This window comes from Aristaeella lactis (assembly GCF_018118585.1).
Classification (GTDB): Bacteria; Bacillota; Clostridia; order Christensenellales; family Aristaeellaceae; genus Aristaeella; species Aristaeella lactis.
In genome coordinates, this window is sequence record NZ_CP069421.1 from 3,301,134 (window position 1) to 3,317,751 (window position 16,618).

Genomic DNA, 16,618 nt, shown 5'->3' on the forward strand with positions numbered 1-16,618 from the left:
CCTAAAGGCGAATGTGACAGTAACTCAAAAAGAGTCATCCATGCCGGATGACTCTTTACTGTTATTATGAGTTTATTTTGCTGCTTTTTCTGCCAGGATCTTCTTCGCGCTTGCGATGCGGACACAGAGGGTGAAGGTTTCCATGGCGGTTTTCAGCTCAGTGAGGGTCGGATAGGTAGGGGCAATACGAATATTGGAGTCGTTGGGGTCCTTTCCGTAGGGCCAGGTGGCACCGGCGGGGGTCATGATGACGCCCGCTTTTTTCATGAGGGCAACGATCTCTTTTGCACAGCCGGGCAGGGAGTCAAAGAGGATAAAGTATCCGCCGCGGGGTGAGGTCCAGGTTCCAATGTCAAGGCCGTTCAGGTTCTTTGCCAGGGTTTCCTCAACCATTTCAAACTTGGGCCGGATGATGGCGGCGTGCTTGCGCATGTGTTCCACCATGCCGTGAATATCACCGAAGAAACGAACATGACGCAGCTGGTTTACCTTGTCATGGCCGATGGTCTGGAACTTCAGCGTGTTCACAAAATCGACCATGTTGTTCGGGCTGGTGGCCACAGCAGCAATACCGCTGCCGGGGAAGGTGATCTTGGAGGTGGAGGCAAACTTGTAAACCAGATCCGGATTGCCGGCGCGCTTGCACTCCGCCAGGATCTCGATCAGGTAATCCTGATGATCGTCATAAAGATGATGCATGCCGTAGGCATTGTCCCAGAAGATCCGGAAGTCGGGCGCGGCAGGCTTCAGCCGGGCGAAACGGCGGACTGTTTCGTCTGAATAGGAAATACCGGAAGGATTGGAGTATTTCGGTACGCACCAGATGCCCTTGATGGTATCGTCCTCGCTGACCAGCTTTTCCACGATATCCATATCCGGACCGGTGGGGGTCATGGGGACGGGGATCATTTTGATGCCGAAATACTGCGTGATCGCAAAGTGGCGGTCATAACCGGGCACGGGACAGAGAAACTTAACCTCCGGCAGCTTGCACCAGGGGGTGCTGCCCATGACACCATGGGTCCAGACACGGGAAATCGTATCGAACATAACGTTCAGGGAGGAGTTCCCGTAGATGATGATGTCCTTGGGGTTGTTCTCCATCATGTCACCCAGCAGCTCGCGGGCTTCCTGGATGCCGGTCAGCTGGCCGTAGTTGCGGCAGTCTGTACCGTCTTCACAGGTGAGATCGGATGAAGAATCCAGCACGTCCATCATGCCCATGGAAAGATCCAGCTGATCAATGCAGGGGATGCCCCGGCCCATATTCAGCTGCATGTCCATGGCCTGAACCTTTTTATATTCCTTTTTCAGGTCGTCCAGTTCCTGGTTCAGTTCCTCTACAGTCATTTCCACATAAGGCTTCATGATGAACATCCTTCCTTCGGAAAAAAGATCAAAAGATACGTTATCACAAACACCCGGCGTTTTCAAGCGCCGGGATGTTTTTCTGATGGCTTCTCTGCAGGGGCTTCAGGACGTCATTTTCCCAGGATGCGGAGGAAGTTGAACAGACCCAGGTTCCAGATCTCAAAGCTGTGGGTGCCGGTGCATTCCTGCCAGTACCAGTTGTCTTCTGTCAGCTGGTCGGTATACTTCAGCAGGTCTTTGGCAGCTCCGGAAGCGGAGGCATAGGCAGTGGTGTCCTGAATGCCGCAGACATTATAGAAGAAGCGGATGGGACAGTTGTCAAACTTTTTGATCTCCGATGCAACCTTGGCAGCCGGGTAGCTGGTAGGCGCGGCGGAGAAGGCACCGAAGGCGGAGAAAAGATCCAGGCATTCGCACAGGCCGATGTTGATGGTCTGCATGCCGCCCATAGACAGGCCGGCCATGTACCGGTGTTCCCGGGAAGCGCTCAGGTCATCCAGGCCGGCGCCGTAGGTAGCATAATGGGCATCCATCCAGGGCAGGAGGTCGTTGCGGATTTCCTGACCGAAGGTGTAGAAGGACTGCATGTTCGCGAAGCTGGTATCACCGAAATTGGCGGTGGAACGGCCGTTGGGCATAACGATGATCAGGGGCCTGATCTCTCCATTGGCAATCAGGTGGTCCACCGTGTTCTTTCCAACGCAGTTGGGATTCAGGAAGCCCCACTCGTTTTCGCTTCCGCCGATACCGTGGCAGAGAACGAGAAGGTCATACTGCTGATCCGCGGAATAACCGGCAGGCAGGTATACCAGCGCTTTCTTGGTCACTTCCGCACCGTCACCGGTGTAGTCTTTGGAGGGGTAGGTGATCTTTTCGACGGTGCCGCCGCCTTCTTTCATGGTTCTTTTGTATTCAACAGGCAGTTTGTCCGGCAGGTCCGGCAGCATGGAAGCAGATTCAGCCACAGCAGCGGAGGAACCAACCAGGCTCAGGAGCAGGAGAAAAACCAGGAACAGTTTCATAGACAACGGCCTCCTTATTGAACTGATACAGGATAGTTTAACTATATGCTACCTGAACCGGGATGACAATAGATAATATTTGCTGTGCGTTTGTCACCGATAATTAACATTCGCGAGCGGGAATGTAAACGCCGGATGGTTGACCGGTAATATGTTCGGGCGTATCATTTTGTGCGAAAGGTGGGAAATGTATGATCGGGAAGAATCTTCAGAAACTGCGGAAACAGAAGAACATGACCCAGGAAGCTCTGGCAGAGCAGGTAGGAGTCGCCCGGCAGACCATCGCGAAGTGGGAAACAGGGGAAAGCGTTCCGGACCTGGAAATGGCCGCAAAGCTGGCTTCTGTGATGGAGGTTTCCCTGGATGACCTGACCAACGCACCGGAGTATGAGCTGGATGGGCATCCGGGCATGAGAGGCAAGCATATGTTCGGTTTGGTGACCGTGGGCGACAAGGGACAGATTGTGATCCCGGTCCGGGCCAGGCGCGTGTTTCATATCAATCCCGGAGACCAGCTGATGGTGCTTGGGGATGAAAACAGCGGGATCGCACTGGTGAATGCCCAGTATTTTCTGGAAATCGCGGAGGGAATGCAGAATGGATTATGAAATGAAAAGTCCCCTGGAAGTCCGGGGACTGTGCAAGCATTATCCGGCCTTTAAACTGGAAGATGTATCTTTCAGCCTGGTGCCGGGGACCATTACCGGCTTCATTGGCCGGAACGGCGCGGGTAAAACCACGACGATCAACAGTATGCTGTCGTTTGTACGGCCGGACGCCGGGAAGATCTCTTTCTTCGGGCTGGAATACCCGGAGCATGACCGCGAAATAAAGGAAAAGATCGGGTTTGTGTCCGCCGGGATGACCTACTATACCCGGAAAAAGCTGAAGGCAATTACGGCTGTGACAAAGACATTCTATCCGGAATGGGATGACACAGCCTACAGGAAATGGCTGGAAGCCTTTGGCCTGGATGAAGAAAAGACACCGGCGGAACTTTCCAACGGCATGAAGATCAAGTATGCGCTGGCACTGGCCCTGAGTCACGGCGCAGAGCTGCTGATTCTGGACGAGCCGACCAGCGGCCTGGATCCGGTGAGCCGGGAGGAACTGGTGGAAGTCTTCCTGAAGCTGAAGGATGAGGGGAAGACGGTTTTCTTTTCAACCCATATTACTTCCGATCTGGAAAAATGCGCGGACCGGATCCTGTTCCTGCAGCAGGGGAGGCTGAAGGCGGATGATACGCTGGAAAACTTCCAGGCTGCCTGGCGGATCGCGGAATGCAGCGGAAATATACCGGAGGAACTGAAAAAGGCCGCGCATGGCTGCTGCCGCATACGGGACGGATACACCGTGCTGGTGCGGAAAGAAGAAGCCGGCGTGTCTGAAACCCGGGAGGCAACGCTGGAGGAGATCATGATTCATCTGGAAAAGGAGGCGGAGGAAGCATGAAGATGCTGATGAAGGAATGGAAACTGTGCATGCATCCCACGGGATATATCATGCTGCTGTGTTCCGCCCTGATCCTGGTGCCCGGTTATCCATACGCAGTGAGCTGCTTCTATATGGCGCTGGCGATCTACTTTATCTGCCTGACGGCACGGGAAAACCATGATGCCTCCTATACGCTGATGCTGCCGGTATCCCGCGGGGATGCTGTGAAAGCGAGGATCGTTTTCTGCACGGCACTGGAGGTCATTGACCTGCTGCTGATGGGTGTGTTTACCCTGCTGAAGAATGCCATCGGCAGCATACCGAACCCGGCCGGACTGGACGCGGGACTGGCACTGATCGGTGAAGGAATGATCATCTTCGCGATCTTCAACATGATCTTCTTCCCGGTTTACTACAAGGATATCAATAAACCCGGAAAGGCATTCATGTTTAGTGCGATCGCGGTGTTCGTCTGGATCGTGCTGGAGATCATTGCCACTTACACGGTACCGTTCTTCCAGACGCTGGACACGCCGGATCCGCAGAATATGAGTGACAAGGCGCTGTTTACCCTGGCAGGACTGGCCCTGTTCCTGGGCGGTACGGCAAAGAGCGTGCAGATGAGCACGAAACGGTTTGAGGAAGAGGACCTGCAACTTTAATGCAGAATTCAGAATGCAGAATGCAGAATGGTGGAAAAAACGGCTTCCAGGGCGGAAGCCGTTTTCTTTGATTTTATGAGTGGATCGGAGAGAATGTGCAGGCCGGCATGAAACAGGGTGGGGAAGAAGACCGGCGGTATAATGCAGAATTCAGAATGCAGAATGGCGGAAAAAACGGCTTCCGGAGCGGAAGCCGTTTTCTTTGATTTGGGGAATATGTGCAGGCCGGCATGAAACAGGGTGGGGGAAGAAGACCGGCGGTATAATGCAGAATTCAGAATTCAGAATGCAGAATGGTGGAAAAAACGGCTTCCGGAGCGGAAGCCGTTTTCTTTGATTTATGACGGAAAGTTGCTTTCTGATCCTTCTGATTTACGGTGAATAATGGTATAATGATTTATCATTGGAAACGGTTGTGTTTTGGAGGAAAGAGGAGTCGCATGTCCAAAGAGCAGAAGGTCACCCTGAAGGAATGGCTGTATATCACAATCGGCATCCTGATCATGACGCTGGGAATCTATTTCTTTAAATTTCCCAATCATTTTTCCACCGGCGGCGTGACAGGTATCGCCATTGTTCTCGGCCATTATATTCCGTCCATTACACCCGGCACGCTGGTCACGATCATCAATATCGGGCTGCTGATCCTGGGCTTTGCGGTCTTTGGAAAATCCTTCGGGATCCGGACTGTTTATGCCTCCCTGCTGATGTCCGGCACGCTGCAGCTGCTGGAAGTTATCTATCCCATGAGCGGTCCGATGACTTCACAGCCGCTGGTGGAATTGTTTTTCGCGGTCGGGCTTCCGGCGGTCGGCTCTGCCATCCTGTTTAACCTGGACGCCTCCTCCGGCGGAACGGATATCATCGCGATGATCCTGAAAAAGCATACGGCACTGAACATCGGTGTCGCACTGCTGTGCAGCGATATTATCATCACGGTATCCGCCTGTTTTGCTTTCGGTATGGAAACGGGGCTTTTCTCCATCCTCGGACTGATCATCAAATCGCTGTTCATGGACCAGGTGATGGACAACCTGAAGACCAAGAAGTGCTTCCAGATCATCACCTCCAATCCTGAGCCCATCGAACAGTTTATTACCGCGGATCTTCATCGCGGCGCGACCCGGCTGCACGGGGAAGGATCCTATACCCATGAAGGGAAAACTGTGCTGCTGGCGGTGGTATCCCGGCATGAAGCGGTGCAACTGCGGAATTATATCCACAAGCAGGATCCGGCGGCTTTCATGATCATTACTTCCAGCACGGAAATTATCGGAAAAGGATTCAGGGGAGTAAATTAATAAAATCGTCATCCGAAAGGATGACGATTTTTACTGAAAAATGAAAACTTAAAAATGAATAATGAATAATGGCGGAAGAAATGCACCCCGGAGGGTGCATTTCTTTGATTGTATCTAATCAGATGTAGATTTCCATGTAGCGGCGGTAAGTGGTGAAACCGGCGGCTTCATAGAAAGCCAGGGCGTTTCGGTTGAACTCCCACATGTTCAGTTCCACGCGGCTGTAGTTCTTTTCTGCGGCATAATCCCGGATGAAGCGGATCATTTCGCTGGCTATACCCTGACGGTGATGGCTCTCATCCACGGCGAACTCATCGATATCCAGGAAATCCCGAACGTACATGAACGGGTTTTCCGGACGGAAGATGTGGTTCAGCACGGCAAAGCCGACGATTTCGCCGTTCAGTTCCGCTACGACGATCTTCCGCTGGGGATCTTCCCAGATGGTGCGGATGAAGTTTTTCAGCTCATCACAGAAACCGGGCTTAAAGGTATCCGGCCTGCCGGCAACGTGCAGGTCGTTGACCTGGCGGCGCAGTACATTCACAGCGTTCAGTTCGTTTTCCTTCGCGAAACGGACGATGACCGGGACGGGCGGTTTCCGGACAGCCGGATTCCGGTCGCTCCGCAGCAAAGACCAGCAGCAGACGTCGCATATTCCCTGGTTGTTGATACCCGCGCCGCGCCGGACGCCTTCTTTCCGCATACCGGCCTTTTCCATGACGCGACCGGATTTGGGGTTGTTCACATCATGTCCTGCCATGATCCGGCTGACGCCTACCGTATCAAAGAGGAAATCCATGACAGCCCGAAGGGCTTCCGGCATGATGCCACGGCCCCAGTAAGCCCTGCCCAGGCAGTAACCGAGTTCAGCCTCTTCAATGGCTTCCTCAATCCGTACAACGGAGATGTTGCCGATCACCTTTCCGGTTTCTTTCCATTCGATGGCCCAGTTGAAGAAACTGCCATCCCCGTACCGGGAGATCCAGTCCGTCAGCACCATGCGGGTGATATCCTCGCTGGTATGAGCCGGCCAGGTCAGGAAGCGGGTCACATCCGGGTCGGAGGCCCAGGCGGCAAACATATCTTCAGCGTCTTTGAGGCGAAACTGACGGAGGATGAGCCGGTGGGTTTCGATCGTCTGCGTACCGGTTTTATTCATGATCAATCGTCCTTTCGTTTTAAGATCCAGATGAGGTTGCTGTTGAATTTCGCGGCGGAGGAGGGATCCTTCAGGTTTTCCTTATCGCCGTTGTAACCGCGGTAAATATCCAGGACTTCGAAACCGCACAGCTTCGCGAGCAGGAACATTTCCCAGCGGTTTGTCTGCCGCATCAGCAGGGGACGAACCCTTTCACCGATTACTTCGCCTTTGTCATTATATTCCTCGAACTTCCAGTTTCCGTACATTTGCTGTGTATAAGGGTTATAGCTGATCGCATTATAGATCTTTTCCCGGTTTCCGTCAGCGTTGACATACTCCAGGCGGAAAGAATAATCCTCCGGGGATGTCTGCATCTGGGCTGCCTGCATGGGCGGCCAGGGATCGAATGTGTTGAGTGTCAGGATGCCGCCGGGAAACAGCTGGTCCCGCAGGTTCCTGAGCGCGGCGATCTGCAGCTCCTGGTTCGGCAGGTGCATGAAACCGCTGCGGGCAATGATCGCGAGGGAATACTTCCTGCCGGAGGAAAACTTCGTCATATCGGCCGGAATGATATTCAGCGGGAGACCGAGTTTTTCCGCTTTGGCTTTGGCAACTTTACACATCTCTTCGGAAAGATCCGTGCCGTCAACCTCAATGCCGCGTTCCGCCAGGTACAGGAGCACAGCGCCTGTGCCGCAGGCCACATCCACCACACCGCCGGATCCATACCGGCGTGCCAGGTCCAGGTAAAACTCCCGGAAATGCTCATGGTGATCATTATGCGCGTACATCACCTCGAGATACCGGTCATAGTTTTCAGCAACGTCCTTATAATCGTGCAGGTCCATGGGTTTCACTCCTTTTCTGTTTTTGATGGCAGCAGATTCCGGATAACAAAAAATCACTTATCCGGCGAGGGATAAGTGATCAGTTGATGCGGCCGCATTCCGGAATCTACTTTTCCCTGCTCTTCGGACGATTGTACGCGAAATAATAACCGTAAGCAGTATAAGCTTCGGTCATCACGGTAGTCATAGTGTAAACCGCGTACTTCGCCATGAGAAGAGCTCCTTTCCGGAAATATTGGGGTGAGTATACACCGGGGAAAGGCCGCCGTCAAGCCGTTCCCGGAAAAAAAGATGCTGAACCTGCGCTGAAAACGGATTGACGGCACGGCGGATTGTCTTTATGATGGTCGGGAAAGAACAGTAAAGCAGGAGCAGAAAACTCCGCGTGAAGGAAAACCGGGGGAACAGATGAAGTTTCTTTGGAAGTATCTGAAAAAGTATCGCTGGATGATCCTGTTCGGTATGGGACTGAAGCTGGCCGGCACGCTGACAGAGCTTCTGATTCCTTATGTGATGGAGCATCTGCTGGATCATGTGGTGCCGCAAAAGGAAACGGCGCCTGTTTTGCTATGGGGCGGGGCTATGATCCTGCTGGCCTGTGTGGTGCGGTTCCTGAATGTAACAGCGAACCGGAAGGCGGTGTGGATCGCCAAGGAGAGCATTTTTACCATCCGGCGGGACCTGTTTCATTCAGCACTGAATCTTTCCGGAGGGCAGACGGATGAAATCGGCCTGCCGTCCCTGATCTCCCGGATGACATCTGATACCTACAATGTGCAGAACTTCATCCGGGCTGCGCAGACCCTGGGAATCCGGGCGCCGATCATGCTGATCGGCGGTATCGCGATCACGCTGACCATGGATACGGGGCTGGCGCTGATCCTGTGCATCATGGCACCGATCATGATCGGCCTGGTGGTGTTCATCTCCTTCAAGGGAATCCCGCTGTATGACATGGTGCAGCGGGGCATGGACGATATTGTACGCATTATGCGGGAAAACATCACCGGAATCCGGGTGGTGAAGGCCCTGTCCAAGGAGCCATATGAGATGCGGCGTTTCAGCGGGGCGAATGATACCACCTCCCGCCGGGATATCAAGGCAAGCATCATCATGGCGCTGCCGGGCCCTGTGGTTACATTGTTCCTGAATATCGGACTGACACTGATCGTTTTTATCGGCGCAAGACGGGTGAACACGGGTGTGACAGAACCCGGCGTGATCCTGGCCTTTCTGACCTATTTCAATATGATCCTGATGGGCGTAATGGGCCTGAACCGTGTATTCCTTATGCTTTCAAAGGCAAACGCGTCCGCTGCCCGTATCGCGGAGGCAACGGAACAGCAGGAAGACCTGGCCGTTCTGCCGGCGGAAGAGGGTGCCCGGACAGACCGAAATGGTTACATTGTTTTTAATCACGTAACTTTCAGCTACGCCGGAGACGGGAAAAACGCTGCGCAGAACACAGCGGCCTTTGCGGGTTCTTCCAGGCAGCAGTGCCTGAAGGATGTGGACTTCACGATCCGGAAAGGCGGCTCCCTGGGTATTATCGGCGCCACGGGAAGCGGAAAAACCACGATCATCAATCTGCTGATGCGCTTTTACGATCCGGACGAGGGACATGTGTTCATTGACGGACAGGATGTGCGGACGATGGACCGGGACGAGCTGCGCCGCCGGTTCGGTACAGTATTTCAGAATGATACGATCTTTGCCTCCAGTATCCGGGAAAACGTGGTGTTCGGCCGGAAGGTCGATGAGGAACGGCTTCAGGAAGCCCTGGAAGACGCCATGGCGGCGGACTTCGTAAACCAGTATACGGACGGGGCGGACCATATGGCAGCCATCCACGGCGGCAACTTCTCCGGAGGGCAGAAGCAGCGGCTGCTGATCGCCCGGGCCCTGGCAGCGAAACCGGATATCCTGGTCCTGGATGACTCCTCTTCGGCGCTGGACTACCGGACAGACGCGGAACTGCGCAAGGCGATCAGCAGCAAGTATGCTGATACGACGCTGATTGTGATCGCCCAGCGGATCTCCTCCATTATGAACCTGGATGAGATCATTGTTCTGGATGAAGGGGAAATGATCGGCAAGGGTACGCATGAGGAACTGATGCGCAGCTGCCCGGTTTACCGGGAGATCCAGCAAACCCAGATGGGGGAGGTGGAATAATGGCCAAACGTGATTCCATTATGACCAAACCCAAAGACTCAAAGGGTGCTTTCATGCGCCTGCTGTCCTACCTGGGCGCGTTCAAGGCGCTGATCCTGCTGGTGGCTGTACTGTGCCTGATCAGCAATGTGCTGAGCCTGTGGGGACCGACGCTGGCCGGTTCCGCGATCAATGAAGCGGCGGCGGGACAGGGTAAGGTGAACTTCGAACGGGTAACCTACTTTGCCGTGCGGATGCTGGCCGTGTATGCGTGTTCTTCCCTGATCACGATCCTGATCCACATGATCATGGTCAATGTGTCCAAGCGCGTGGGCAGGAAGATGCGGCAGGATGTGTTTGACAAGCTGATGCGGCTGCCGGTGGGTTTCTTTGACCGGAACCAGGCAGGGGATATTATCAGCCGGGTCTCCTATGACGTGGATGTGATCAGCACCTGTATGGCTACGGACGTGGTGGCAATCCTGACCAGTATTGTGACGGTGATCGGCGCGCTGATCATGATGGTCCGGATTTCTCCTGTGCTGAGCCTTGTAACGCTGGTGACGGTACCCGCTTCCATTCTGTTTACAGCCCATATGCGAAAAAGAACGCAGCCCCGGTTTGTGAAACGGTCCAGGTCCTACGGTGCGATGAACGGGTTTGTGGAGGAACAGCTGTCCGGGCAGAAGACCATCCAGGCTTATGCCTATGAGGACCAGATTGACGAAAAATACGAGGATATCAACCATCAGGCCGCAGAGGCCTATTATGACGCGGACTCCCTGGCGGCAACCATCGGACCGACGATCGGCTTTATCAACAACATCGGCCTGAGCCTGATCAGCCTGCTGGGATCGGTGCTGTATATGAACGGGACTATCGGTCTGGGGAATATTTCCTCCTTTGTGCTGTATTCCCGGAAATTCTCCGGACCGATCAACGAGGTCGCGAATATCATCAATGAGCTGTTTTCCGCCCTGGCGGCGGCGGAACGGGTATTTGGCCTGCTGGACCAGGCGGAGGAACTGCGGGACGCGGAAGGGGCACGGACGCTGTCTGACGCGGAAGGCAATGTGGCACTGAACCATGTTTTCTTCGGTTATGATCCGGACCGGACGATCATTCATGACCTTTCCATGCGGGCGGATGCCGGAAAACTGACCGCCATTGTCGGGCCCACCGGCGCGGGCAAAACCACGATCATCAACCTGCTGATGCGCTTTTACGACGTGGACAGCGGAAGCGTGACGGTGGACGGACAGGATGTAAGGGAACTGACCCGGAGAAGCCTGCGGTCCGCCTACGCCATGGTGTTGCAGGACACCTGGGTGTTCCGGGGAACCATCTTTGACAACATCGCCTACGGCAAGGAGAACGCCACAATGGATGAAGTGGTGGCAGCAGCGAAAGCAGCCCATATCCATCCGTTTATCATGCGGCTGCCGGAAGGCTACCAGACCGTCATCAGCGAGGACGGCGGCAATATCTCCAAGGGGCAGAAGCAGCTGCTGACCATCGCCCGGGCAATGCTGTACACCTCCAGTATGCTGATCCTGGATGAGGCGACCTCCAACGTGGACACTTCCACGGAGCGGGAGATCCAGCGGGCTATGCGGGAACTGATGAAAGGGCGGACATGCTTTGTGATCGCCCACCGGCTTTCCACGATCCGGAACGCGGATAATATCCTGGTGGTGAACCAGGGAGATGTTGTGGAACAGGGGACGCATGAGGAACTGATGCAGGGGCGTGGGTTCTATTACCGCCTGTACCGGGCGCAGTTTGAATAAAAAACCGCTTGACACCGCGCCGGATGCAAGGTATAGTAAACGCAATTAAGCAAGAAAGGGGGCTCTTCGCATGAGGTTTGAGAATGTGCTTTCAGCGATCGTTAACACTGTAAAGTATATCCGCAGTGGCTTTGTGTCCGATCATACGAAGGGCCGTCCGGAATAACTTCCGGCATCCGTTCGATATGACCGGCCGCTTATCCATGACGGATAAGCGGCTTTTTTGCTGCGCAAAAACTGAATACAGGAGGTGATCGGGATGACTGTTTCAGCGTACGGAAATATCCCGGAAAACAAGCAAAATGAGAATGAACAGGCCGTAAAGGAACCTGTACAGGAGGAAAAGATGGGCATACTTGGATGGATGAACCCCGAAGACTATTCATTTGACTGCATGCTGCGGATGGAACGTTTCCAGATCCGGTACATACTGGGCAATCCGGATGAAGCCGGAAAGAAGGCGCTGGCCATGGCACTGAAGGCGAATCCGAAGGTGGCAGGACTTTTCATGAGCAAGTGTCCTGAAATGGCGGAGACGGTGAAAACACTTACCGCACAGATACCGGCGGAGCTGACGCCGGAGGAGATCCGGACAGCGGAGGTACAGGTGATCGGCGATTATGAGGATTTCGTTATTTATACCACGCCGAACCTTATGCCTGAAAAATGCGACTTCATTTACGGGTGGCACAAGGAACGATTGTTTGAGATGTGCCCCCTGGAAGGAAAGACAGTGCTGGACGTTGGCAGCGGAACAGGCCGGCTGGCCTTCGCGGCAGCGGAGAAAGCCGCCTTTGTTGCAGCCAGCGAACCTGTGGATTCCCTGCGGGAGTATATGCGGGATGAGATCGCACGGAAGGGCATTACCAACATGAGGGTGTGCGACGGCATGTGTGACAGCCTGCCGTTCCCGGACAACAGCTTTGACGTCGTGATGAGCGGACACGTGGTGGGCGACCGCTTCCGGGAGGAAGTGAACGAGCTGACCCGGATCACCAAACCCGGCGGATGGCTGCTGGACGTGCCGGGAGACCAGCAAAGGGAAACAGGCCGGAATGAGGCACTGATCGCTGACGGCTGGGAAGAAATGGCCTATGAAGGTACCTTTGGCAGGACAACCTACCGGTACCGTAAACAGGTAAACAAGTAAAACGAAGAAAGGAGAAAAAACAATGGTTTTGCATATCAATAATCAATCAAACCTGTTCAGAATGAGCAGAAACAACCGGGTATCCGGAAGGATGAACCGGTACACTGGCAAGGAAACGAAGATAACAAACGACACGTGCGGAGAAGAGAGGTATGTGAATACCCGAAGGGATCCGCGCCGCAAAAGGAAGGATCAGTTATGGATAAGACTATACAGATATATGACACGCCGGCCGGCGGCATGTATGCCGGCTGGCAGCCCGGTATGGCGGACAATGCGATCCGCCGGAACAATGAACCCTGTTATGTGACGTTCGGCGGCGAAACATTCTACATCGGGAACGAAGGAAAGCCCATGAAGAAGAAGCGCCGGAACATTTTCTGCCGGATATTCCGGCATATGACCCATAAGGAGGAAACCGCTTGGAAGAATGCTATCGCGTAACACAGGTCCACAGGGACCGGTACATGGTGAAAAACGGAACGGAAGAACTGTACTGCGTACTGACAGGAAGCCTGCGTTACCGGGAGGAATACCCGGTGGTGGGCGACTATGTGGAGATTACAGTCAACCCTTACGGTGACAGCCTGATCCGGTCCATTCTGCCCCGGCGGACGGCTTTTTACCGTCCGGACCGGGGCGGCCACGCGGACGGATTTGCCAAGAACCTGCAGGTTCAGCCGCTGGTGGCGAACATTGATTATGTATTTATCATTACCTCCCTGAATCACGATTTCAGCCTGAACCGGATCGCACGGTATGCCTCCATGGCCGCGGCCGGAGGCGCCGTGCCGGTGGCTGTGCTGACCAAGGCAGACCAGTGCCCGGATGTGGAAGAGATGGAAAAGAAGACGGCTGAACTGAGCAGCCAGCTGCGGGCGGCGGCAGTCAGTGCCTATACCGGATTCGGGCTGGAACGTCTGCAGGAATATTTCACACCCGGAACCACCATTGCACTGCTGGGGTCTTCCGGCGCGGGCAAATCCACCCTGATCAATACACTGGCAGGGCGGGAGATCATGCGTACCGGCGGGATCCGGGAGGACGACTCCAAGGGACGGCACACAACCACCCACCGGGAAATGATTGAGATCAACGGCGTATTCTTTATCGATACGCCCGGGCTGCGGGAACTGGGTATGATCGCCGCGGAAGAGGGGATCAGCGGAACATTTTCCGATATCGCCGACCTGATCAGCCAGTGCGCCTTTTCCGACTGCACCCACGGCAACGAGCCGGGCTGCGCGGTCCGCAGGGCACTGGAGGACGGTTCCCTGACGTCTGAAAGATGGAAAATGTATCTCCGGCTGGAGCGGGAGAACAGATGGAACAAAATCACCAAAAACGAAATGATGATGAACATGGCCATGAACCGCCGCAAAATGAAAGAGCAGCGGAAGGGCCGGTGAAACGAAAAGAGTACCCCGCGGGCGGGGTACTCCTGTGAACGGTGAACATTAATCCTGCAGGGCAAGCTCGGCGGCACGGACGGCGTGAATCTCGGTTGTGTCGAAAACCGGCAGGACGGAGTTTTCCTGCTGAACCAGGAGGCCGATCTCCGTGCAGCCGAGAATGACGGCTTCGGCTCCCTGCTCCTTCAGCCCGGTTATGATCTGACTGAAACGGACACGGGATTCTTCTTTGATGATGCCCAGGCACAGCTCTTTGTAGATAACGCTGTTGACGGTTTCCACGCCCGCCGCGTCCGGGATGAGGACTTCGAAACCGCGGTCGATGAGGCGGGATCTGTAGAAATCCTGGGTCATGGTGTACCTGGTCCCAAGCAGGGCAACCTTCCGGATGCCGGCGGCTTCCAGCCGGTCGGCTGTGGCGTCCGCGATATGGACAATGGGGACGGAGATCCTTGCCTGGATCTGCGGGGCAACTTTGTGCATGGTGTTGGTGCAGATGACGATGAAATCCGCTCCGGCAGACTCCAGCTTTACAGCCGCGTCCCCGAGGATTTCAGCACTCCTGTCCCACTCACCGTTTGCCTGGCAGGCTTCGATCTCAGCAAACTCCACGCTGTAAAGGATGATCCGGGCGGAGTGAAGGCCGCCAAGGCTTTCCTTGATCTTTTCATTGATGATCCTGTAGTAGGGGATGGTGCTTTCCCAGCTCATTCCGCCAATCAGTCCGATTGTTTTCATATCAGTTTCCTTTCAGGTTTCTGTGAGCGTGAATTCTATTTCATCCAGGCCGTCTGTGACGGCATGGACCATGCCGGTTTTCCTGAATCCTATCCTGCGGTACAGCCTTTCCGCACCTTTGTTATTCTCAAGAATCCAGAGGGTGGGTGTACCGGTACACTGACGGACGGCGTATTCCAGGAGAAGGGTTCCGTATCCTTTGTTCTGCCGGCAGGGAAGGACGTACAGGTCTTCGATCAGGCTGCCTGTGACGGAAACAACCGCGGCAGGTTCGCCGTCAACCAGCATAAAAACCCTGCTGCCCCGGCTGATCTTTTCCGACAGGTATTCCTGCTGATGCTCCGGTGTATGCAGGGCAATAAAGTCCGCGGAGCAGAAAGAACGGTGGGATTCCTGCCAGGAGACGGAATGAACTTCCGCTGCCTGGCAGATGTTTGACTGGTCAACAGGCACGATCATGAGAGTTCCTCCCTGCTTTGTGTCCGGTCAGGCAGGACGGAAGCTGTCTTTTTCAACCGCTTCATACAGGTCGCGGCCCATCTTTTGCTCAAAGATGGATTTCAGCTCCAGGTTCCTGTCCCATTTTCCCTGGTCATACATTCCGTAACGGCGTTTGACATCCGACATCCGGTCCATAATATCCAGGACGCCTTCCGCGCCGGAAATGGCATCGCAAAGCTGGATCAGGAGATCATAGTCATCCGGGATGATTTCACGCAGCCGGGTACGGATCATGTTTGTTTCTTCCTCGGATGTGTCAAACCGGCCGATATAACCCTCAATCTTCATTTCGTTGAAGGAATGGGTCAGGCAGATGCGGGCAGCATCCGGGTAATCAAGACCCAGCATATAGGTGTATCCGTCGGATACATGCTTCAGGTGGCTGACGCCGAATTTCCGGCCGATATCATGCAGCAGACCGAGCACATAAGCCTTTTCCGGGCAGAGCCCTGCATAGAGGGCAATTCGTTCCGCACAGTGGGCGGCGGTCCGGCAGTGGTTACCCCAGGGGCCGGGATTGCACTGCTCCGCTTCAGCCAGGAGCTGTTCCGCTTCCTGAACGGAGGGATACCTTCCCTTGCCGGGATTGGCGATCCGGACAAAATAATGTTCTTCATCCTGACCGACCACGCGGCCGCCGTTTTTGATCATGATCCGCAGGGAAGCGGCGTTATCCCGGAGAACCCGCAGGTATATCTCCTCTTCGGGTACAATGCGGCGCGCTTCTTCCAGCGTCAGGCGCAGGCCTTCGGTTCCGTAGCCTTTGCCCCGGAAAGGCGCGGCGATGAACTGGCCGATATGCCCCGCACCGGTCCGCAGGGACTCACACAGGTGATGCCGGAGCCGGAACTGGCCGACAATGGTGTCATCATCCCAGAGGAAGAAAAAGGTTTCTGGCACATAACCTTCCGGAAGCCCTTTGCCCTCAGCAAAGAAGAGCATCTGCGGCAGGGTTTTGGCTTCAAAAACCTCCCGGGAAACGCCATGCCATTCATTGGTCACGCCGTTTTCATCCTCCGGCATATCCCGGACAAAGAGCCATTCTTTTTCAAGATCCTCAGGGCAGACTTTCTTCAGATAAATCATGAGAT

General features: G+C 54.6%; 16 protein-coding genes. 9 read left to right on the forward strand and 7 right to left on the reverse strand.

Annotated elements, in window-relative coordinates; translation table 11 throughout:
- Nucleotides 1-72: 72 nt before the first annotated feature.
- Nucleotides 73-1,368 carry an aspartate aminotransferase type Ic gene (locus tag JYE50_RS14890; RefSeq protein ID WP_084095987.1) on the reverse strand — a complete coding sequence of 432 codons (1,296 nt, stop codon included), beginning with the start codon at nucleotides 1,366-1,368 and terminating at the stop codon, nucleotides 73-75.
- Nucleotides 1,369-1,481: 113 nt separating this feature from the next.
- Complete coding sequence (locus tag JYE50_RS14895; RefSeq protein ID WP_084095770.1) at nucleotides 1,482-2,393, reverse strand: alpha/beta hydrolase; 912 nt, start codon at nucleotides 2,391-2,393, stop codon at nucleotides 1,482-1,484.
- Nucleotides 2,394-2,584: 191 nt separating this feature from the next.
- Here JYE50_RS14895 and JYE50_RS14900 point away from each other — a divergent pair, with 191 nt between their 5' ends.
- The 4 genes from JYE50_RS14900 to JYE50_RS14915 all read left to right on the forward strand — a co-directional run bounded on the left by JYE50_RS14900 (nucleotide 2,585) and on the right by JYE50_RS14915 (nucleotide 5,790).
- On the forward strand, nucleotides 2,585-3,001 hold the full coding sequence (locus tag JYE50_RS14900) for a helix-turn-helix domain-containing protein (RefSeq protein ID WP_084095771.1): 417 nt from the start codon (nucleotides 2,585-2,587) through the stop codon (nucleotides 2,999-3,001).
- Nucleotides 2,991-3,845, forward strand: a complete 855-nt coding sequence (locus JYE50_RS14905; RefSeq protein ID WP_283399198.1) for an ABC transporter ATP-binding protein — start codon at nucleotides 2,991-2,993, stop codon at nucleotides 3,843-3,845. The genes JYE50_RS14900 and JYE50_RS14905 overlap by 11 nt, the downstream gene beginning before the upstream one ends.
- Nucleotides 3,842-4,489 carry an ABC-2 transporter permease gene (locus JYE50_RS14910; RefSeq protein WP_084095772.1) on the forward strand — a complete coding sequence of 216 codons (648 nt, stop codon included), beginning with the start codon at nucleotides 3,842-3,844 and terminating at the stop codon, nucleotides 4,487-4,489. Before JYE50_RS14905 ends, JYE50_RS14910 begins: the two co-directional genes overlap by 4 nt.
- Before the next feature lie 440 nt (nucleotides 4,490-4,929).
- On the forward strand, nucleotides 4,930-5,790 hold the full coding sequence (locus JYE50_RS14915) for a YitT family protein (RefSeq protein WP_084095773.1): 861 nt from the start codon (nucleotides 4,930-4,932) through the stop codon (nucleotides 5,788-5,790).
- A gap of 118 nt (nucleotides 5,791-5,908) precedes the next feature.
- Here the strand turns inward: JYE50_RS14915 and JYE50_RS15550 are convergent, their stop codons facing one another.
- Entirely contained in the window at nucleotides 5,909-6,952 is a 1,044-nt protein-coding gene (locus tag JYE50_RS15550) for a GNAT family N-acetyltransferase (protein ID WP_084095774.1), read from the reverse strand.
- Nucleotides 6,953-6,954: 2 nt separating this feature from the next.
- Entirely contained in the window at nucleotides 6,955-7,782 is an 828-nt protein-coding gene (locus tag JYE50_RS14930; protein ID WP_084095775.1) for a class I SAM-dependent methyltransferase, read from the reverse strand.
- 408 nt (nucleotides 7,783-8,190) lie between these two features.
- Between JYE50_RS14930 and JYE50_RS14935 the strand changes: the two genes are divergently transcribed.
- From JYE50_RS14935 to rsgA, 5 genes are all read left to right on the forward strand, one after another.
- The gene (locus tag JYE50_RS14935) at nucleotides 8,191-9,957 is read left to right on the forward strand and encodes an ABC transporter ATP-binding protein (RefSeq protein WP_084095776.1); all 1,767 of its coding nucleotides are present in this window, start codon (nucleotides 8,191-8,193) and stop codon (nucleotides 9,955-9,957) included.
- Nucleotides 9,957-11,726, forward strand: coding sequence for an ABC transporter ATP-binding protein (locus JYE50_RS14940; protein WP_084095777.1), 1,770 nt, complete (start codon nucleotides 9,957-9,959; stop codon nucleotides 11,724-11,726). The genes JYE50_RS14935 and JYE50_RS14940 overlap by 1 nt, the downstream gene beginning before the upstream one ends.
- 259 nt (nucleotides 11,727-11,985) lie before the next feature.
- Nucleotides 11,986-12,876, forward strand: coding sequence for a class I SAM-dependent methyltransferase (locus JYE50_RS14945; protein WP_084095778.1), 891 nt, complete (start codon nucleotides 11,986-11,988; stop codon nucleotides 12,874-12,876).
- 198 nt (nucleotides 12,877-13,074) lie between these two features.
- Nucleotides 13,075-13,320, forward strand: a complete 246-nt coding sequence (locus tag JYE50_RS14950) for a hypothetical protein (protein ID WP_084095779.1) — start codon at nucleotides 13,075-13,077, stop codon at nucleotides 13,318-13,320.
- Nucleotides 13,299-14,285 carry a ribosome small subunit-dependent GTPase A gene (rsgA, locus tag JYE50_RS14955; RefSeq protein ID WP_084095780.1) on the forward strand — a complete coding sequence of 329 codons (987 nt, stop codon included), beginning with the start codon at nucleotides 13,299-13,301 and terminating at the stop codon, nucleotides 14,283-14,285. Before JYE50_RS14950 ends, rsgA begins: the two co-directional genes overlap by 22 nt.
- A 48-nt stretch (nucleotides 14,286-14,333) precedes the next feature.
- On the opposite strand, the gene JYE50_RS14960 is transcribed toward rsgA, so the two are convergent.
- The 3 genes from JYE50_RS14960 to JYE50_RS14970 are packed head-to-tail and all read right to left on the reverse strand — an operon-like array spanning nucleotide 14,334 to nucleotide 16,613.
- A complete protein-coding gene (locus JYE50_RS14960; RefSeq protein WP_084095781.1) occupies nucleotides 14,334-15,026 on the reverse strand; it encodes an aspartate/glutamate racemase family protein in 693 nt (230 codons plus the stop codon).
- A 12-nt stretch (nucleotides 15,027-15,038) separates the two neighbouring features.
- Nucleotides 15,039-15,485 (reverse strand): GNAT family N-acetyltransferase, encoded by a 447-nt coding sequence (locus tag JYE50_RS14965; RefSeq protein ID WP_084095782.1) that lies wholly within the window; start codon nucleotides 15,483-15,485, stop codon nucleotides 15,039-15,041.
- Between the two features lie 27 nt (nucleotides 15,486-15,512).
- Complete coding sequence (locus tag JYE50_RS14970; protein WP_283399199.1) at nucleotides 15,513-16,613, reverse strand: GNAT family N-acetyltransferase; 1,101 nt, start codon at nucleotides 16,611-16,613, stop codon at nucleotides 15,513-15,515.
- Nucleotides 16,614-16,618: the final 5 nt, after the last annotated feature.